6 protein-coding genes (1 of these 6 only partly in view) are annotated in these 17,601 nt (G+C 74.2%); all 6 read right to left on the reverse strand.

Translation table 11 applies throughout. The annotated features are described in order from the left end of the window. A protein-coding gene (locus J4557_RS41300; protein WP_208272286.1) for a non-ribosomal peptide synthase/polyketide synthase crosses the window boundary here: on the reverse strand, nucleotides 1-12,507 show its beginning. The gene continues 15,795 nt to the left of window position 1, outside the view; the window shows 12,507 of its 28,302 coding nt (coding positions 1-12,507); the start codon lies at nucleotides 12,505-12,507; its stop codon lies beyond the left edge, outside the window. A gap of 76 nt (nucleotides 12,508-12,583) precedes the next feature. Next, nucleotides 12,584-13,615 carry a MupA/Atu3671 family FMN-dependent luciferase-like monooxygenase gene (locus J4557_RS41305; RefSeq protein ID WP_208272287.1) on the reverse strand — a complete coding sequence of 344 codons (1,032 nt, stop codon included), beginning with the start codon at nucleotides 13,613-13,615 and terminating at the stop codon, nucleotides 12,584-12,586. Beyond that, nucleotides 13,609-14,736: a cupin-like domain-containing protein gene (locus J4557_RS41310; protein WP_208272288.1), complete on the reverse strand. Its 1,128-nt coding sequence runs from the start codon at nucleotides 14,734-14,736 to the stop codon at nucleotides 13,609-13,611. The genes J4557_RS41305 and J4557_RS41310 overlap by 7 nt, the downstream gene beginning before the upstream one ends. After that, nucleotides 14,733-15,572 carry a 2OG-Fe(II)-dependent halogenase WelO5 family protein gene (locus tag J4557_RS41315; protein WP_208272289.1) on the reverse strand — a complete coding sequence of 280 codons (840 nt, stop codon included), beginning with the start codon at nucleotides 15,570-15,572 and terminating at the stop codon, nucleotides 14,733-14,735. Before J4557_RS41315 ends, J4557_RS41310 begins: the two co-directional genes overlap by 4 nt. Beyond that, entirely contained in the window at nucleotides 15,569-16,783 is a 1,215-nt protein-coding gene (gene vioD / locus J4557_RS41320) for a capreomycidine synthase (RefSeq protein WP_208272290.1), read from the reverse strand. The genes J4557_RS41315 and vioD overlap by 4 nt, the downstream gene beginning before the upstream one ends. Next, nucleotides 16,780-17,595, reverse strand: a complete 816-nt coding sequence (locus J4557_RS41325) for an alpha/beta fold hydrolase (protein WP_208272291.1) — start codon at nucleotides 17,593-17,595, stop codon at nucleotides 16,780-16,782. Before J4557_RS41325 ends, vioD begins: the two co-directional genes overlap by 4 nt. Nucleotides 17,596-17,601 lie beyond the last annotated feature (6 nt).

The raw sequence follows: 17,601 nt of genomic DNA on the forward strand, positions 1-17,601 counted from the left end.
GCGCGGCAGGCACAGACCCACCACGGTCTCCGGGCCCACCCCCAGCGCACGCAGGCGGCGTGCCAGCAGGTCGGACCGTTCGTCGAGCTCGCGGTAGGTCAACGACGCGTCACCGCAGACCACCGCGACGTCGTCCGGGCGCAGCCGGGCGTGCTCCCGGACCATTTCGTGCACGCCGCCGGGTTCGGGGGCCGGAGCCGGAGCCGGGGCCGCAGCGCCGCTCCAGCGGACCAGCTCGGCGCGTTCGGGCTCGGGCAGGACGGAGATCTCCGACAGGTGCCGGTGCGGATCGGCCGACACGGCGGCCAGCACGGCCCCCAGGTGGCCCACCAGGCGTTCGGCGGTGGCATGGTCGAACAGCTCGGTGCTGTATTCGAGATGCCCGCCGATCTCTCGCGTGGCGTCGCTGAGCAGCAGGGTCAGGTCGAACCGGGCGACGGCCGCGCCGAAGGGCATGGGCTCGGTGCGCAGGCCCTCCAGCGTCGCCGGGGTGTCGCCGACCCGGTCCACGCTGAACATCACCTGGAAGAGCGGGTGCCGCGACCGGTCCCGCACGGGCTGCAACTCGTCCACCAGCCGCTCGAACGGCACGTCCTGGTGGGCGTAGGCGTCCAGCGCGTCTCTGCGCACCCGCCCGACAAGCTCGCCGAACGTGGGGTCGCCCGCGAGGTCGACGCGCAGCACCAGGGTGTTGACGAAGAAGCCGATCAGCTGCTCGATCTCCGCCCGGCTCCGGTTGGCGACCGGGGTGCCGAGCACGATGTCGTCGCCGCCCGCGTACCGTCCGAGCACGATCGCGAAGGCCGACAGCAGGGTCATGAACATCGTCACGCCGGTGTCGGTGCCGAACGCGCGCAGCCGGGCGACGACATCCTCCGGCAGCTCGAACTCGACGATCCCTCCCGCGGCGGACCGGACCGGCGGGCGCGGCCGGTCGGTCGGCAGGTCGAGGACGGGCGCGCCGGCGAGCCGTTCCCGCCAGTACGCGAGCTGGTCCTCCAGCACGTCGCCGGTCAGCCAGCCGCGCTGCCAGGCGGCGAAGTCCGCGTACTGCACGGGCAGCGGCGGCAGCGGGGACGGCTCGCCGCTGCGGAACGCCTCGTAGAGGGTCTCCAGCTCGTGCCGCAGCACGCCGGTCGACCACTCGTCCGCCACCACGTGATGCGCGCAGAGGTCGAGGACGTGGTGGTCGGCGCCCAGGCGCAGCAGCGAGACGCGCAGCGGCGGGCTCGCCGCCAGGTCGAACGCGAGGGCGAAGTCGGCCTCGACGCGGCGGACGGCCTCGGCGAGCGGGTCGGCGTGACCGGTGAGGTCGTGCACCGGCAGCGGCACCGGGCCCGGCGGGTCGACGACCTGGTGCGCGACGCCGTCGGCGCCCGCCACCAGCCGGGTGCGCAGCACCTCGTGGCGGGCCGTGATCTCCGTCAGCGCCGCCTCCAGCGCGGCGACGTCGAGCGGCCCGGTGAAGCGCAGCGCCATCGGGACGTTGTACTCGGCCGATCCGGGTTCGATCTGGTCCAGGAACCACAGCCGCTGCTGCGCGAACGACAGCGGCAGCGGCCGTTCCCGGCCGACCGGGACGATCGGCGGCGGCGCACCGCCGCCGCCGGCGGAACGGGCCGCCTCGACGATGCGGGCCAGCCCGGCGACGGTCGGATGGTCGAAGACGTCCACCAGCGCCAACTCGGCGCCGAGCTCGGCCCGGACCCGGGAGATGACCCGGTTGACCAGGAGCGAGTGTCCGCCGAGCTCGAAGAAGTCGTCGCCGACGCCGACCCGTCCCAGGCCGAGGACCGCCGCCCAGATCTCCGCCAGGACTCGTTCGGTGTCGGTCCGCGGCGCGGCGAACTCCGCCGCCTCGGGCCGGGCGGGGTCGGGCGCGGGCAGCGCGGCACGGTCGACCTTGCCGTTGGGGTTGAGCGGCAGCGACGCCAGCTCCACGAACGCCGCGGGGACCATGTAATCGGGCAGGCTCTCGCGCAGGAACGCCCGCAGGTCGCCCGCCGCCGGCACGCCCGCCGCGATGTCGGCCGGAACCAGGTAGCCGACCAGCCTCGCGTCGCCGTCCTCGCCGTCGTCGCGCGCCACGACCACCGCGGCCGCCACCGCGGGGTGACCGGTCAGCGCGGCCTCGATCTCGCCGGGCTCGATCCGGAAGCCGCGCATCTTGACCTGGTCGTCGACCCGGCCGAGGAACTCGATCTCCCCGTCCGGCGTCCACCGCACCCGGTCGCCGGTGCGGTAGAGGCGGGAGCCGTCGGCGGCGAAGGGATCGGCGACGAACCGTTCCGCGGTCAGCTCGGGACGGCCGACGTAGCCGCGGGCCACCCCGGCTCCGCCCAGGTAGAGCTCCCCCGCCACACCGGCGGGCACCGGACGCATGCGCCGGTCCAGCACGTAGGCGCGGCCGTTGGCCAGGGGGCGGCCGATCGGGACCGGGTCCCCGGACCCGACCCGGCGCACCGCCCGCCAGGTGGCGAACGTGGTCGTCTCGGTCGGCCCGTACACGTGCAGCAGCCGCTCCGGCCGCCCGAGCGCCAGCATGCGCCGCACGCTCAGCGGGTCGGCGGCCTCGCCGCCGAACAGCAGCGACCGCACCCGCCGCACGCCGTACGGCGCCTCGGCCGCGAGCCTGTTGAACAACGCCGTGGTCAGGAACAGCACGGTGATCCCGCGCCGTTCGATCTCCGCGCCGAGCCGCCGCGGCGACAGCAGCACCTCGCGTTCCACTCCGGCCAGCGTCGCGCCGTTGGCGAGCGCGCCCCAGATCTCGAAGGTGGCCGCGTCGAACGTGGTGGTGGCGGCCTGCGCCACCACGTCGCCGGGCACGATGGTGATGTAGTCGCCGGGCGTGACGAGGCCGACGATGTCGCGGTTGCGGACGCCGATGCCCTTCGGCCGCCCGGTCGAGCCCGAGGTGTAGATGACGTACGCGAGCCCGTCGGGGTGCGCCGGGACCGCGGGATCGGTGGCCGGGCAGGCCGCGATGGCCGCCGCGGTCTCCTCGTCGTCCAGCCACACCGCGTCGGCCTCCCCGCCGTCGCCGGGCCGGGCGCGACGGCCGACGAGGACGGCGGCGCCGCTGTCGGCGCGCATGAGGGCGAGACGGTCGTCCGGGTAGTCGAGGTCGAGGGGCAGGTACGCGCCCCCCGCCTTCAGCACCGCCAGCAGTGCGACGACCATCGCCGGGCCGTGTTCCAGGCGGATCCCGACGACGGTCTCCGGCCCGACGCCCCTGCCGATGAGGTAGTGGGCGAGGCGATTGGCCCGCGCGTCGAGTTCGGCGTACGTGAGGGACTCGCCGCCGTACACGACCGCCGTCGCCTCCGGCCTGGCGGCCGCCTGCGCGGCGACGAGCTCGTGGACGCCGGCCGCCTCCGGGACCGGCATGGCGGTGTCGTTCCAGCCGACCAGGATCTCGCGGTGCTCGGCGGGCGTGCCGAACGGAAGGTCGGCGACCCGGCGGCCCGGGTCGTCGGCGATGGCCTCCAGGACGGCGACCAGGTGGCCCGCCATCCGCCTGATCGTGCCGTCGTCGAAGCGCGCCCGGTCGTAGGCCAGGCCGAGCGCGAGCTCGGGGCCGGGCCCGGCGACCACGGTGAGCGGATAGTTGGGCTGCTCGCGGGAGACGTTCTCCTCCATCAGCAGGCCGCTGCGCGCCGACTCGGCCTTGCCGTTCTCCAGCCGTTCGGCGGGAAAGTTCTCGAAGAGCAGCAGGTAATCGAAGAGCGGCCGACCCGCGGGCACATCGCTCCACGCCTGCGCCTGGACCAGCGGCGTGTGCTCGAACCGCCGCGCCTCCGCCTGCTCGCGCTGTAACCGCCGCAGCCAGGACGCGATCGTCTTCTCCCCGTCCACCCTGACCCGGGCCGGGGTGGTGTTGATGAGCAGGCCGACCATGGTCTCGATGCCGTCGAGCTGGTCCCCCCGCCCGGAGGTGGTGACGCCGAACAGCACGTCGTCGCTGCCCGCGTAGGCCGCCAGCAGCGCCGCCCAGGCGCCCTGCACCACGGTGTTCAGCGTGAGCCGGTGCCGCCTCGCCAGCTCGGCGAGGTCGGCGGTCACCCGTTCGCCGAGATGCGTCCGGTAGGTGTCGTAGCCGGTCTCGCCGGTGTCGCGCTCGACGCCGAGCACGGTGGCCGCGCCGATGCCGCGCAGGCGGTCCCGCCAGTACGTCTCGGCCGCCGCGAGGTCCTGCCCGGCAGCCCAGGCGACGTGGTCGCGGAACGGCCGGTGGGTCGCGTGCGGAGGCCGTTCGCCCGTGCGGTAGGCGTGGTAGGCGTCGATCAACTCGCCGAGGACGATCGGGACACTCCAGCCGTCCAGCAGCAGATGATGGTAGCTCCACAGCACCTGGTGACGGTCCCCCGCCAGCCGGATGACCGCGATCCGCACGAGCGTCGGCCGGTCGAAGTCGGCGCCGCGGGCACGGTCGGCGGCCATGAACGCCGCGAGGGCATCGTCCACGCCCGGCTCGTCCAGGTCCGACCAGTCCAGCACTTCCCAGGGCAGGTCGACGCCGCGGGAGACCACGGCCAGCGGCACGGGCACGCCCTGCCAGACGACCGTGCTGCGCAGTACCGCGTGCCGGGCGAAGACCAGCTCCCACGCGCGGCGCAGCGCGGCGAGATCGAGGTCGCCCTCCAGGAGGAGCCCGTTCTGGACCCAGTAGACGCCCGACTCCGGGGCGCGTGCGGAGTGCACCACCATGCCGTGCTGCAGCGCCGTCAGCGGGTAGATGTCCTCGATCTCGGTCGTGGCGCGCGCGTGAATGGCGTCAAGGGCGTCCTGGTCGAGCCCGGCGAGTGGGAAGTCGGACGGGGTGAGGCCGCCGGTGCCCGGAGCGCAGCAGTGGTCGATCAGCTCGGTGAGGGCTTCGAGGTAGCGCCGGGCCAGCCGGGTCACCGTCGCCTCGTCGTGCACCTCGCGCGAGTACGTCCAGACCAGCCGCAGCCGCCCGTCGTCGATCTCGCCGTTGACCTCGATGAGGTGCGTGCGGTCGCCTGTCTCGGCCCGCTCCCGGCCGAGGCCGGCGCCGTCGACCGGCCGGAAGCGCTCGTCCGAGGGGGACGCGGGCCTGGCCGCCTGCCCCCCGAAACGCCCCATGTAGTTGAAGCTCACCTCGGCACCGTCCGCCGGGCGCGCATCGCCGTGCAGGTAGCGCAGCAGGCCGTAGCCGAGGCCCCGCCGCGGGACCGCGCGCAGTTCCTCCTTGGTCCGGCGCAGTGCCGCGCCGGGGTCCGAGCCGGGCGCGGCGAGCGCCACCGGAGCGAAGGAGGTGAACCAGCCGACGGTCCTGGAGACGTCGATGCCGGGCCCGAGGTCCTCGCGACCGTGCGCCTCCAGGTCGACCACCGCCCGGTCGGCGCCCGTCCATTCGGTGAGGACCGTGCCGAGGGCTGTCAGCAGCACGTCGTTGATCTGCGTGCGGTACGCGGCCGGCACCTCCTGGACGAGCCGGGTGGTCTCGTCGCGGCCGAGCGTGACCCGGACGTCGCGCGCGGACGCGACGGTGTTGGAGCCGCCGTGGTCGCGCGGTACAGGCCGCATGGCGGCCTCCACCGCGCGCCAGTGCTCAATCTCCTCGGCCGGGCCGGCGGCCACCTCGGCGAGCCGTTCCGACCAGTGCTTGAACGACGTGGTCTTCGGCGCGAGGCGAATCGTGCCGCCGCGTTCGGCCTGGTCGAAGGCGAGGGCCAGGTCTTCGAGCAGGATGCCCCACGACACGGCGTCGACGGCGAGGTGATGAACGACGATCAGCAGCAGCGGGCGCGCGCCGGGGCGCTCGAACAGCACGCAGCGCAGCAGCGGCCCGTGCTCCAGGTCGAGGCTCGTCTGCGCCGCGTCGGCATGCGCGTGCAGCGCGCCGTCGTCCTCCGCCCGGACGCGGACGACCCGGAGCAGGTCCGCTCCGGCTCGTGGCGGCACGTTCCGTCCGACCCACGCGTCGCCGTAGCGGACGTAGCGGGCGCGTAGCGCGTCGTGGTGCTCGACCAGTGCGTCGAGGGCCCGCCGCAGCGCGGCCGGTTCGATCGGCGCGGTCGCCTCCAGCACCATGGACTGGTTGAAGTGGGCCGGGTCCGGCAACTCGCGCCGGAAGAACCAGCGCTGGATCGGCGTGAGCGGGAACTCGCCGACCACCGGCCCCTGCTCGGCCTGTGCCGCCGGCCGGCGGGCCGCGACCGCGGCGAGTTCGGCGACGGTCTGGTGCTCGAACAGCTGGGCGGGCGTGACGTGCACGCCCCGGGCGCGGGCGCGCGCGACCGTCTGGATGCTGACGATCGAGTCGCCCCCCAGCTCGAAGAAGTTGTCCTCGACCCCGACCCGGTCGAGGCCGAGCACCTCGGCCCAGGACTCGGCGAGGACCTGCTCCACGTCGCCGCGCGGGGCGACGAACCGTTCGGCGAGATCGGGGCGGGCTCCGCCGGGCGCCGGCAGCGCGGCGGCGTCGGTCTTGCCGTTGGGGCCGAGCGGGATCGCCGCGATCGGCGTGAACACCGCGGGGATCATGTGGTCCGGCAGGGTGGCCGCCAGGAAGGCGCGCAGCTCGGTCGTGCCGGGCAGACGCCCGTCCCCCGCGTCCTCGCTCGGGACGAGGTAGGCGACCAGGCGCCGCCGGCCGTCGTCGTCCCGCACGACCGCGACGGCCGCCGCCACCCCCGGGTGCGCGGTCAGCGCGGCCTCGACCTCGCCCGGCTCGACACGGTGGCCGCGGACCTTGACCTGCTCGTCGAGGCGGCCGAGGAACTCCAGCCGCCCGTCCGCGCGCCATCTGGCCCGGTCCCCGGTCCGGTAGAGCCGGCCGCCGTCCGCGGCGAACGGGTCGGGGACGAACCGTTCGGCGGTGAGGGCGGGACGGCCGTGGTAGCCGCGGGCGACCCCGGCGCCACCGACATAGAGCTCGCCGGGGACGCCGATGGGCGCGATGTTCAGCGCGCGGTCGAGCACGTACACGCGGACGTTCGCGATGGGACCGCCGATCGGCGGCGGGCCGGCGCCGATGCCGGGATCGATGGCGACGGTCGCGCAGACGGTCGTCTCGGTCGGCCCGTACCCGATGATGAAGCGCCGCCCCGGTGCCCAGGCGCGGGCGAGGCCGGGCGGGCACGGTTCACCGCCGAGGAGCAGGACGCGCAGCGCGGGCAGGGCGGCCGGGTCCAGCTCGCGCAGCGCGGTCGGGAGCATCTGCACGACGGTCACGGCGTGGTCCTGGAGCAGCCGCTGGAGCTGCGGCGCGGACCGGCGGGTGGCACCGTCCGCGACGACCAGGTGCGCCCCGGCCGCCAGCCCGACGAAGATCTCGCAGCCGGCGACGTCGAAGCTGAACGAGGCCATCTGCAGCACCACGTCGTCCTCGGTGACGCCGAGATCCCGGCGCTGGGCCTCCACCAGGTTGGCCAGGGCGCGGTGGCCGACCATGACGCCCTTGGGCCGCCCGGTCGACCCGGAGGTGTAGATCACGTAGGCGGGCTGGTCGCCGTGCCGGACCGCCCCGGTGACCGGACGGGCCGGGCCTCCGTCGTCCTGGTCATCGGGATCCACGAGATCGAGCGCGAGGTCGGCCGCTATGGGCGTGCCGACCAGGACGGCCGCGCCACTGTCGGCGAGCATGAACGCGAGGCGGTCGGCCGGGTAGTCCGGATCGAGCGGGAGGTAGGCCCCGCCCGCCTTCAGCACGGCGAGCATGGCGGTGACCATCTGCGTGCCGCGATCCAGATGCAGTCCAACGACCGTCTCGGGGCCGACGCCCAGCCCGCGCAGCCGATGGGCGAGGCGGTCGGCGGCCGCGTGCAGCTCGCCGTAGGTCAGCGTCTCGCCGCCGAACGTGACGGCGGGCGCGTCCGGCCTGCGGGCCGCGGCGGCCGACACGAGGTCGGCGACGGTCCCGTCCGGCTCCCGGGCGGCGGTGTCGTTCCATTCGGCGAGCAGCCGGCGGGACTCGCCGGCGGTGACGAACGACGTCCCGGCGAGGCGCTCGTGCGGGACCTCGGCGACGCGGCTCAGCAGCTCCACCAGATGGCGGCCCATCCGTTCGACGGTCGCGTGGTCGAACAGATCGGCGCTGTAGCTGAGCTCGAAGTCCAGCGCGGCGTCGCGCTCGCCGATCGCGACGGTCAGGTCGAACTTGGCGTGCGACACCGCGAGCCCGACACCCTCGGTGCTCAGCCCGGCGAACTCCAGGGCGCTGACGGTGCCCCGGCCATGCGTGATCATCACCTGGAAGACCGGGTGCCGGGCCCGGTCGCGCTGCGGCCCGAGCGCGTCGACGAGCTGTTCGAACGGCACGTCCTCGTGCGCGTAGGCGGCCAGCGCGTCGCGCCGCACCCGCGCGACGACCTCGGCGAACGTGGGATCGCCGGACAGGTCGACGCGGAGCGCGAGGGTGTTGGTGAAGAAGCCGATGAGCTCCTCGGTCTCCGCGCGGTTGCGGTTGGCGATCGGGGTGCCGAGCACCACGTCGTCCTCGTCGCCGTACCGGCCGAGGAGGACCGCGAGGGCGCTGACCAGGACCATGAACATGGTCGCGCCGGTCTCCGCCGCCACCTCGCGCAGCCCGGCGACGACCGGGGCCGGCAACGCGAAGTCGAGGGTGCCGCCGGCGGACGACCGGACGGCGGGCCGCGGCCGGTCGGCGGGCAGCTCCAGGACGGGCGCGCCGGCCAGCCGTTCCCGCCAGTAGGCGACCTGGTCGTCCATGGTCGCGCCGCTCAGCCACTCGCGCTGCCAGACCGCGAAGTCGGCGTACTGCACCGGCAGCGGCGGCAGCGGCGACGGCTCCCCCGCGCGGAACGCCGCGTAGAGCCGCGCCAGCTCGCGGCGGAAGACGTCGGCCGACCAGTCGTCGGAGATCACGTGGTGCATCACCAGCGACAGCACGTGGTCCTCGGCGCCGAGGCGCGCGAGCAGGCCGCGCAGCAGCGGCCCGGCCGCCAGGTCGAACGGCGTGGTCGCCTCGACCGTGGCCAGCTCCCGCGCCCGGCCGAACGGGTCGGGCTCGCCGGACAGGTCGATCGCGCGCAGCGGGAACCCGGCGGGCGGATCGATGATCTGCCGGGCCCGGCCGTCCACGGTGACGAGCCGGGTGCGCAGCACTTCGTGGCGTTCGGTGAGGGCGTCCAGCGCCGCCGCCAGCGCGGCCTGGTCGAGCGGCCCGCGCAGCCGCAGCACGATCGGGATGTTGTACTCGGCCGATCCGGGTTCGAGCTGGTCGAGGAACCAGAGCCGCTGCTGCGCGTACGACAGCGGGAGCTCGCGGTCGCGTCCGGCGGCGACGATGGGCGGCGCGGGCGCGCCGGGCGCGGACGCGTCGACCAGCGCGGCCAGCTCGCCGACCGTGGGGTGGTCGAACAGCATCGCCAACGGCAGCTCCCGCTCGAACTCCCTCCGCAGCCGCGACACCACCTGGATGGCGATCAGCGAATGCCCGCCCAGCTCGAAGAAGTCGTCGGTGATGCCGACGCGCGGCACGTCGAGCAGATCGGCCCAGATGCGGGCGATGCCCTCTTCGGTCTCGGTCCGCGGCGCACGGTGGGAACCGGCGGCGCCGGACGGCGGGGAGCCGGGGTCGGGCAGGGCGCCCCGGTCCAGCTTGCCGTTGGGGGTGCGCGGCAGGTCGGCCAGCTCGACCATGACGGCCGGCACCATATGCTCGGGCAGCCGCTCACGCAGGAACGCGCGCAGCTCGCCGGCCGCGGCGGTGCCCGCAGCCGCGCCGGCGGGGACGAGGTAGGCGACGAGCTGCCGGTCCTGGTCGTCACCGCGGGCGACGACGACGGCGGACCCGACCGCTGGGTGCGCGGTCAGGGCGGCCTCGACCTCGCCCGGCTCGATCCGGAAGCCGCGTACCTTCACCTGTTGGTCGGCCCGGCCGAGGTACTCCAGGCCGCCGTCCGCGCGGCGCCGCACCCGGTCACCGGTCCGGTAGAGGCGCGTCCCGTCCGCGGCGAACAGGTCGGCGACGAACCGCTCGGCGGTGAGGTCGGGCCGGTCGTGGTAGCCGCGGGCCACGCCGGTGCCGCCGATGAACAGCTCGCCCGGCACGCCGAGGGGCACCGGGCGCAGGTGCCGGTCGAGCACGTGCAGGGTGGTGTTGGCGAGCGGCCCGCCGAGGCTCACCTCCCCGCCCGCCGCGATCTCGGCGCACGCCGACCAGATGGTGGTCTCGGTCGGCCCGTACACGTTCCACAGTCCGGCCGTGCGCGCCAGGACCTCCTTCCCCAGCCGGGGCGGCAGCGCCTCGCCGCCGCACAGCGCGCGCAGCCGCGGCGATCCGGCCCAGCCGTCGTCGACGAGCATCCTCCAGGTGGCCGGCGTCGCCTGCATCACGGTGGCCCCCGACCGTTCGATCAGATCGGCGAGGGCCTCGGGTGAACGGGTGGCCGCGCGGTCGGCGACCACGACGCACGCGCCCGTCCAGAGCGGCAGGAACAGCTCCAGCCCGGCGATGTCGAACCCGAGCGTCGTCACGGCGAGGAGGGTGTCCGCTCGGGTCATTCCCGGGCGGCCGGCCATCGAGACCAGGAAGTTGACCAGGTTGCGGTGGGAGACCACCACGCCCTTCGGCCGGCCGGTGGAGCCGGAGGTGTAGATGACGTAGGCGGCCTGGCCGGGGTCGGTGGGGACGGCGGTTCCAAGGGCGTCGGGCAGATCGGTGCCGGGGTCGTCGAGCCAGCACCTGACCGGCACATCCGCCGCGAGATCCTCGGCGACGGCCCGATGGCCGACCAGGACGCGGGCACCGCTGTCGGCGAGCATGTAGGCCAGCCGGTCGCGGGGGTACTCGGGGTCCAGCGGCAGGAAGGCGCCGCCCGCCTTCCAGATGGCCAGCAGGGTGACGACCAGGTCCAGGCCCCGGTCCAGGCACACGCCGACGACCGTCTCGCGTTCCACGCCCAGGGCCCGCAGGCGCCCGGCCAGCCGTCCGGCCCGTTGGTCGAGCTCGGCGTAGCCCAGCGAGCCGTCCCCGTACCGCACGGCCGTCGCGTAGGGGTCGCCCTCCGCCCAGGCGGCGACCGCCTCGTGCACCCCCGCCGGGCCGGGGAGCCGCAGCGCGGTGTCGTTGCGGCCGTGCAGCAGGTCGTCGAGCTCGCCCGGGGACAGCAGCGGAAGCTCGGACAGCCGCAGCGACGGGTCCGCCGCCACCGCGTCCAGCAGCGTGCGCAGATGCCGGACCATCCGCTCCACTGTCGGGCGCTCGAAGAGGTCGGTGCTGTACTCGAACGCCCCGGACAGCCCGCCGCCGGGCATCTGGGCCAGGCCCAACGTCAAGTCGAACTTGACGGTCGTCTGCTCGACGCCGAACCCGTGCACCTCCAGCCCGCCGAACGCGGGGACGCCGCCGTCGCCACCGTCGCCGTCTTCGTGGCTGTAGTCGAACATCACCTGGAACAACGGGGTGCGGGAGCGGTCGCGTCCGGGCAGCAGCGCGTCCACGACGTGCTCGAAAGGGACGTCCTGATGCTCGTAGGCGTCCAGCGCGACCTGACGGACCCGGGCGACGAGTTCGGCGAACGACGGGTCGCCGGACAGGTCGGCCCGCAGCACGAGGGTGTTGAGGAAGAGCCCGATCACGCCCTCGGTCTCCGTGCGGCCGCGGTTGGCGATCGGGGTCCCGGCCACCACGTCGTCGCTGTCGGCGTAGCGGCCCAGCAGGACCGCGAACGCGCTGAAGAGCGTGATGAACATCGTGGCGCCGGAGCGCAGGGACAGCTCCCGCAGGCCCGCCGCCGTCGGTTCGGGCACCTCGAAGCCGATGACCCGGCCGTCCGCCGACCGCACGGGCGGGCGGGGCCGGTCGGCGGGCAGCTCCAGCACCGGCGCCCCGGCCAGCCGCTCGCGCCAGTAGGTCAGTCCCGCCGCGGCCGCCTCGCCGTTCACCCGGTCGCGCTGCCAGAACGCGAAATCGGCGTACTGGGCGGGCGGCGGTTCCAGAGAGGACGGCTCGCCGCGCCGGAAGGCGCCGTAGAGGGCGGCGAGCTCGCGGTTGAGGATCCCGATCGACCACTCGTCCGAGATGACGTGGTGCAGGCACAGGCTGAGCACGTGGTCACCGGCGCCTAGGACGATCAGCGTTCCGCGGATCAGCGGCCCGGCGGCGAGGTCGAACGGCGTGAGCGCGTCGGCGCGGACCAGCCGTTCGGCCTCCTCGGCGGCGTCGGGGCGGCCGGTGAGGTCCGCGCGCGCGAGCGCGAACGGGACGGGCGGGTCGATGACCTGGTGGGCGACCCCGTCGGTGGCGACCAGCCGGGTGCGCAGCGACTCGTGCCGTTCCACCAGCGCGTCCAGCGCCGACCGCAGGGCCGCCTCGTCCAGGTCGCCGGTCAGCCGCACCGGGAGGGGCACGTTGTACTCGACGGATCCGGGTTCGAGCTGGTCCAGGAACCACAGGCGCTCCTGGGCGAACGAGAGCGGCACCGGCCCGTCGGGTCTGGCCGCCGGTTCCCGCCGCGGCAGGCCCTGCCCCCGCAACCGCCGTTCGAGCAGGCGCCGCTTCGATTCGGAAAGCATCGGGACCCTCCGTGGGAGAGATCGGGCGGGACGGGCGACCACGCGGGGGGCGGACCCGGCGAGGACGCGGGGCGGATCAGACGAGGACGCCGAGCAGCTCGTCCACGCTCCGCAGGATCGAGGCGTGGTCGAAACCGAAGTCGATGAGGCAGGCGACCTCGTCGACGTCCCAGGACGCGACGGTCGCCAGCCGTTCGGGGATCTCGGCGGCGGTGCACACGAGCCCGGTGTCGATGTAGCGGGACGCGCCCGCCGCCGCGATCGCGTCGCGGTCCGCGGCGGTCATCGCGGTGAACGCGGCGGCGTCCTTGACGGCGGCGACGTTGGACGCGTCGAGCCGCATCGACGTCGTCAGGTAGCGGGCCAGCTCCGCCTCGGCCCGCTCGGCGGCCGCGGCGGAACCGTCCAGGACGTGGGTGTGCAGCATCAGCGTGACGTGGCCGCGCCCGCCGCCGTGCTCCGCCCTGGTCTTCCGGTAGGCGGCGATCTTGTCGCGCAGCTCGCCGGGGCGCTGCCCGACCAGATGGGTGAGCACCCCGGCGCCCAGGGAGCCGGCCAGCTCGAACGTGCCCACGCTGCCGCCCGAGGTGAGCCACATCGGCAGCTCCGGCCGCACCGGGCGGGGCCGGGTGGTGATCTCGATTTCGCGGCCGGCCGCGTCGGTGAAGGTCCGCGCCTCGCCGCGCCACAGCGCACGGACGGCGTCGACGCCGTCCCGCATGACCCGCCGCCGGTCCGCCGCGTCGAACCGGGACAGCACGAAGTCGGCCCCGTGCCAGCCGGAGGCGAACGAGATCCCGGCGCGGCCGCCCGACAGCCGGTCGACGACGGCCCACTCCTCGGCGACGCGCACAGGGTGGTGCAGCGGCAGGACCACGCTGCCGGCCCGGATCTCGATGCGCCGCGTGGTCGCCGCGACCGCGGCCGCCGGGACGGACGGGTTCGGAAAGAGGCTCCCGAAGTCGGCGAAGTGCCGTTCGGGGATCCACACGGCCTCGAGGCCCGCCTCGTCGGCGAGGCGGGCCGTTCGGAGCAGGACGTCGTAGGGCGCGGCGGCGGGGTCGTGCGCACCGCCCGCGGAGAAGTAGGAGAGGCTGACGGTCACCATGATCTGGCCCCTTCGCTGACGATCGCCGTCAGGTCGGCCACCAGCCGGTCGACCCGGCCGGCCGCGGCGGCGCCGCTGCGTCCCGGTGCTTCGAGGAGTTCCTCGTGGTCGGCCAGCAGTTCGCCGGCGCGTGCCGCCGCCGGGCCCGACCGGCGCTGCGCGGTGCGCAGGATGGAGGCGGTGAGAGCGAGGGCGGCCTTGGCCTCGCCGATGTCGTGGAGGAGCCGGACCAGGTCCGCGGCGTCGGTGAACACGTCTGCGCCACCTTGGCCGTCACCGAGCTCGAAGGTTCCGGCCAGGGCCCCGAGGTCGTCCTGGACGGCCGCGGACTGCAGTTGCCGCATGAACCCCGGCACGAGGCAGTCCACCACGTTCGCCCGCCACCAGAAGTTGACCGAGACGGCCACCTCCTCGCGCGAGAGCACCTGATGCCACCAGAACGCGGGGAGGACCAGGGCCTCCCCCGCCCGCACCGTCGCCTCCAGGTAGCGGAGCGGGGCGGCGCGCGGGTGCCGTTCGAAATCGGGCTGGAAGAGGTTCACGCCGCTGAGGTGCTGGGCGCCGGTGTTCAGCGGCCCGGGGTAGAGCGCGTCGAGGTCCTCGGGCGGGAGGACGTAGAACGTTTTGGCGCCCGACACCTGGCAGAAGAGGTTGTGGGTGTCGTCATAGTGCAGCGGCGTCACGGTGCCGGGCGATGCCAGCCACAGGTTCACCGCGTTCACCAGTTCTCTGGGAACGCAGGTCGGGTAGTCCAGGACGGCGCTCAGCGCCGGGAGCGCGCTTTCGACCGGTACCTGCTGCAGGCACCAGCGCGGGCCGTCCGGGTCGGCCATGTCGTCGAAGAACCGCGACACTGCCAGCGGCCGCGAGCCGAGCACCCGGCCAGGCTCGTACCGGAAACCGCCGTCCGGGCCCGGCAGCGTGGCGGGGAGCCGTTCGTCCCCGACCGTCGCGCGCAGGTGGTCCGGGGTCCACCGCCACACCTCGTTCATCAAGCACGACGCGCCGGTGACCACCACCGGCTCCCGCAGCCACGGGGACCCGGCGCGCAGCGGGCCGAGATCGGCGGCGGAGACTCTGCTGATCGGCCCCGCGCTCGGGAGCCCCGGGATCCCGCTCATGTCCAGGTGACCACCGTCCGCGCGTCCGCGAACCCCATGAGGAAGGACACGGCGGTGCGGTTGCCGCTGGTGGCGTCGACCGCGTGCACGTGGCGGCCGTTGAAGATGTAGACGTCCCCCGGCCGGACGTCGACGCGGAACTCCTCGATGCCGTCCAGCAGCTCGGCGGGATAGGAGAAGCCGGTGTGCTCGATGCCGAGGCGCCGCCTGCTGTCGTCGTCCGGGCGGATGTTCCACAGCACCAGCCGGCCGCCCTCCTCGTGCTCGACGCACATGTTGACCGCGCAGACCTCGAAGTCCGGCACGCGCTGCACCTCGAAGCCCGCCTGGCGCGGATCGCGGCACTGCGCCTCGTCCTCGTGCGGCTCCAGGGAGTAGGCGCCCTCCTTGTTCCAGGCGCGGATCAGGGCGGGGCACGCCTGCGCGCCGTCCATCTCGGCCAGCCGCAGGGTCGCGCCGAGCCCCGCCAGCTCGCTCGCCAGCTCGTCCCGGAAGAGGTACCACGGCGAGTCGGCCACATCGAGCACGTCCATCACGTCGTCGGCCACCTCGGCGGTCTCGGCGAGATAGGTGCCGATGGGCTTGTTCCAGTGATACGCGCCCACGTAGTAGGAAGGCTCGCCGGTGCGTCTCTTCAGCGCCGGGCTGGCCCAGAACCTGGCGCACAGCTCCTTCTGGGTGGCGACCGGGATGACGTCGCGGAAGATGACCCCGAAGCGCCTCCCCCGCAGAACGTCGGCGACGAGCGAGGCGTCGAACTCGCTCCGCTCGTCGAAATGGAAGTAGCCGGGATCCATCCGGATTCCGGTCAGCGGCGCGAACCCTCGTACGGTCATCGCGTGTGGCCCTCTCCGTCTTCTGCCGGGTCTCCGCCCGCCGCCGGGTCCGGCGGGCGGCGCCGCCACTCGGTGAGCGCGCCCGTCAGCCTGTCCAGGCCCTCGGCCAGCGGCTCGGCCGGTCCGCCGAAGCCCAATCTGATGTGTTCCGGGGCGCCGAAGCAGGAACCCGGGATGACCAGCACTCCCCGCCGCGTGAAGAGGTCGTCGCAGAACGCGTGGGTGTCCGCCAGGCCGTGCAGCCGCGGGAACGCGGTGACCCCGCCCAGCGGGGTGACGAGCGACACCAGGTCGGGATGGGCGTCGGCCCACTCCCGGACCAGGTCGCGGTTGGCCCTGGCCTGCTTCATCCTCGGCTCGAGGCACGCGTCGGCGTTCCGCAGGACGTGCAGCGCCAGGAGTTCGACCAGCGGCGACACGTGCAGGGTCGTGTAGTCGCGGATGCGCACGCACTCGGCCAGCACGGCGGGCGGCGCCAGGCACCACCCGAAGCGCAGCCCCGGCAGCCCGAACGCCTTGGAGAACGTGCCGAAGCCGATGCCGCGTTCGTAGAGCGTCGAGATGTCGGGCAGCGGCGGCGCGTCGTAGGTGAGGTCGGCGAACGCGGCGTCGAACAGCAGATAGGCCCCCGAGGCCCCGGCGGCCTCTTCCGCGGCCTCGGCGGGCCCCGCGGACTCGGCGATGGCGACCAGCCGGCGCAGCTCGGCCTCGGTGATCGACACGCCGGTCGGGTTCTGCGGAAAGTTGACGATGATCGCCTTGGTGCGTTCGGAGACTAGAGCCGCCAGCTCGTCGAGCGAGGGCCGCCAGCCGCGGGCCCGGTCGAGCCGCCAGGTGCGGGTCGCGCAGCCCAGCCCGGCGGCGAACGCCACGAGCGCGTGGTAGCCGGGCTCCACGACGACGACCTCGTCGCCGGGCCGGAGCAGCGCGGTCAACACGAGGCTGATGGCCTCGCTCGACCCGCTGGTCGTCATGACCCTGCTCGGGTCGCCGTCGCCCCAACGCCGGGCGATGTGCCGCCGTACCGCGGGCGTGCCGAGTGAGTATCCATCGTCGAAGACCAGCTCGTCGATCTCGGCGTGGTCCAGTCCCGTCATGGCGCGCAGCTCGGCCATCGAGTACGAGTGCACGCCGCTGGAGCTGATGTCGATCTCCGCGGTGAAGTAGTAGTCGCGGAGCCAGTCCTCGAGCCGTGCCGCAGGCAGCCTCATGGCCCGACCTCGTTCTTGGAGAGGAATTCCAGCAGTGCGGCGTTCACCTCGGCGGGGCGTTCGAGATAGCCGAAGTGGCCGGCCGACCCGATCTCGACGAAGTCGCAGTCGGGGATGGAGTCGGCGACCTCCGCGCCCAGGTGCGGCGGCGTGACGAGGTCGTCGGAGAACGCGATCACCCGGCAGGGCGCCGCGACGCCGCGCAACGCCTCCCTGCGGTCCTCGGTGAGATCGGCCCAGCTCTGCCCGAGCGCCCGGTTGGCGCCGCCGACCGACTGCCGGATCGTCTCCAGCCAGAGCTCGGCCTGCGCGGGGGCGTTCAGGGTGGCCGGCGAGAGCATCTCGAACGCCAGCACGCTCGCCTCGAAGTCACGGGGCAGCTCGATCCCGCTCTCGGCGAGCACCTGGTAGGCCCGCAGATGCGCGGTCCGGGCCGGGTCCGATCTGGCCTTGGTCGAGATCAGCACCGCGCACCGGACGAGCTCCGGCCAGCGGATCGCCAGCTCCTGGGCGATCAGCGCGCCCATGGAGGTGCCGACGATCCGGCACGGCGCCGCCCCGAGCGCCTCGATCAGGCCCTTGGTGTCGGCCACCAGGTCGTCGAGCGAGTACCGGCCCGGCGGCTCGTCGGACGGCGGCACGCCGCGGTTGTCGAACGTGATCGCCTGGTATCCCGCGGCGGCCAGGGCCGGGGTCTGGTGCAGGGTCCAGACCCGGCCGGCGGCCGACGAGCCCATGATGAGCAGCACCCGCTCGCCCCGCCCGTGCCGGTCGAAGGCGAGCCGGATGCCGTTCGTGAAGACGTGGGGCATGGCGGG

Source organism: Actinomadura nitritigenes, from assembly GCF_017573545.1.
GTDB lineage: Bacteria > Actinomycetota > Actinomycetes > Streptosporangiales > Streptosporangiaceae > Spirillospora > Spirillospora nitritigenes.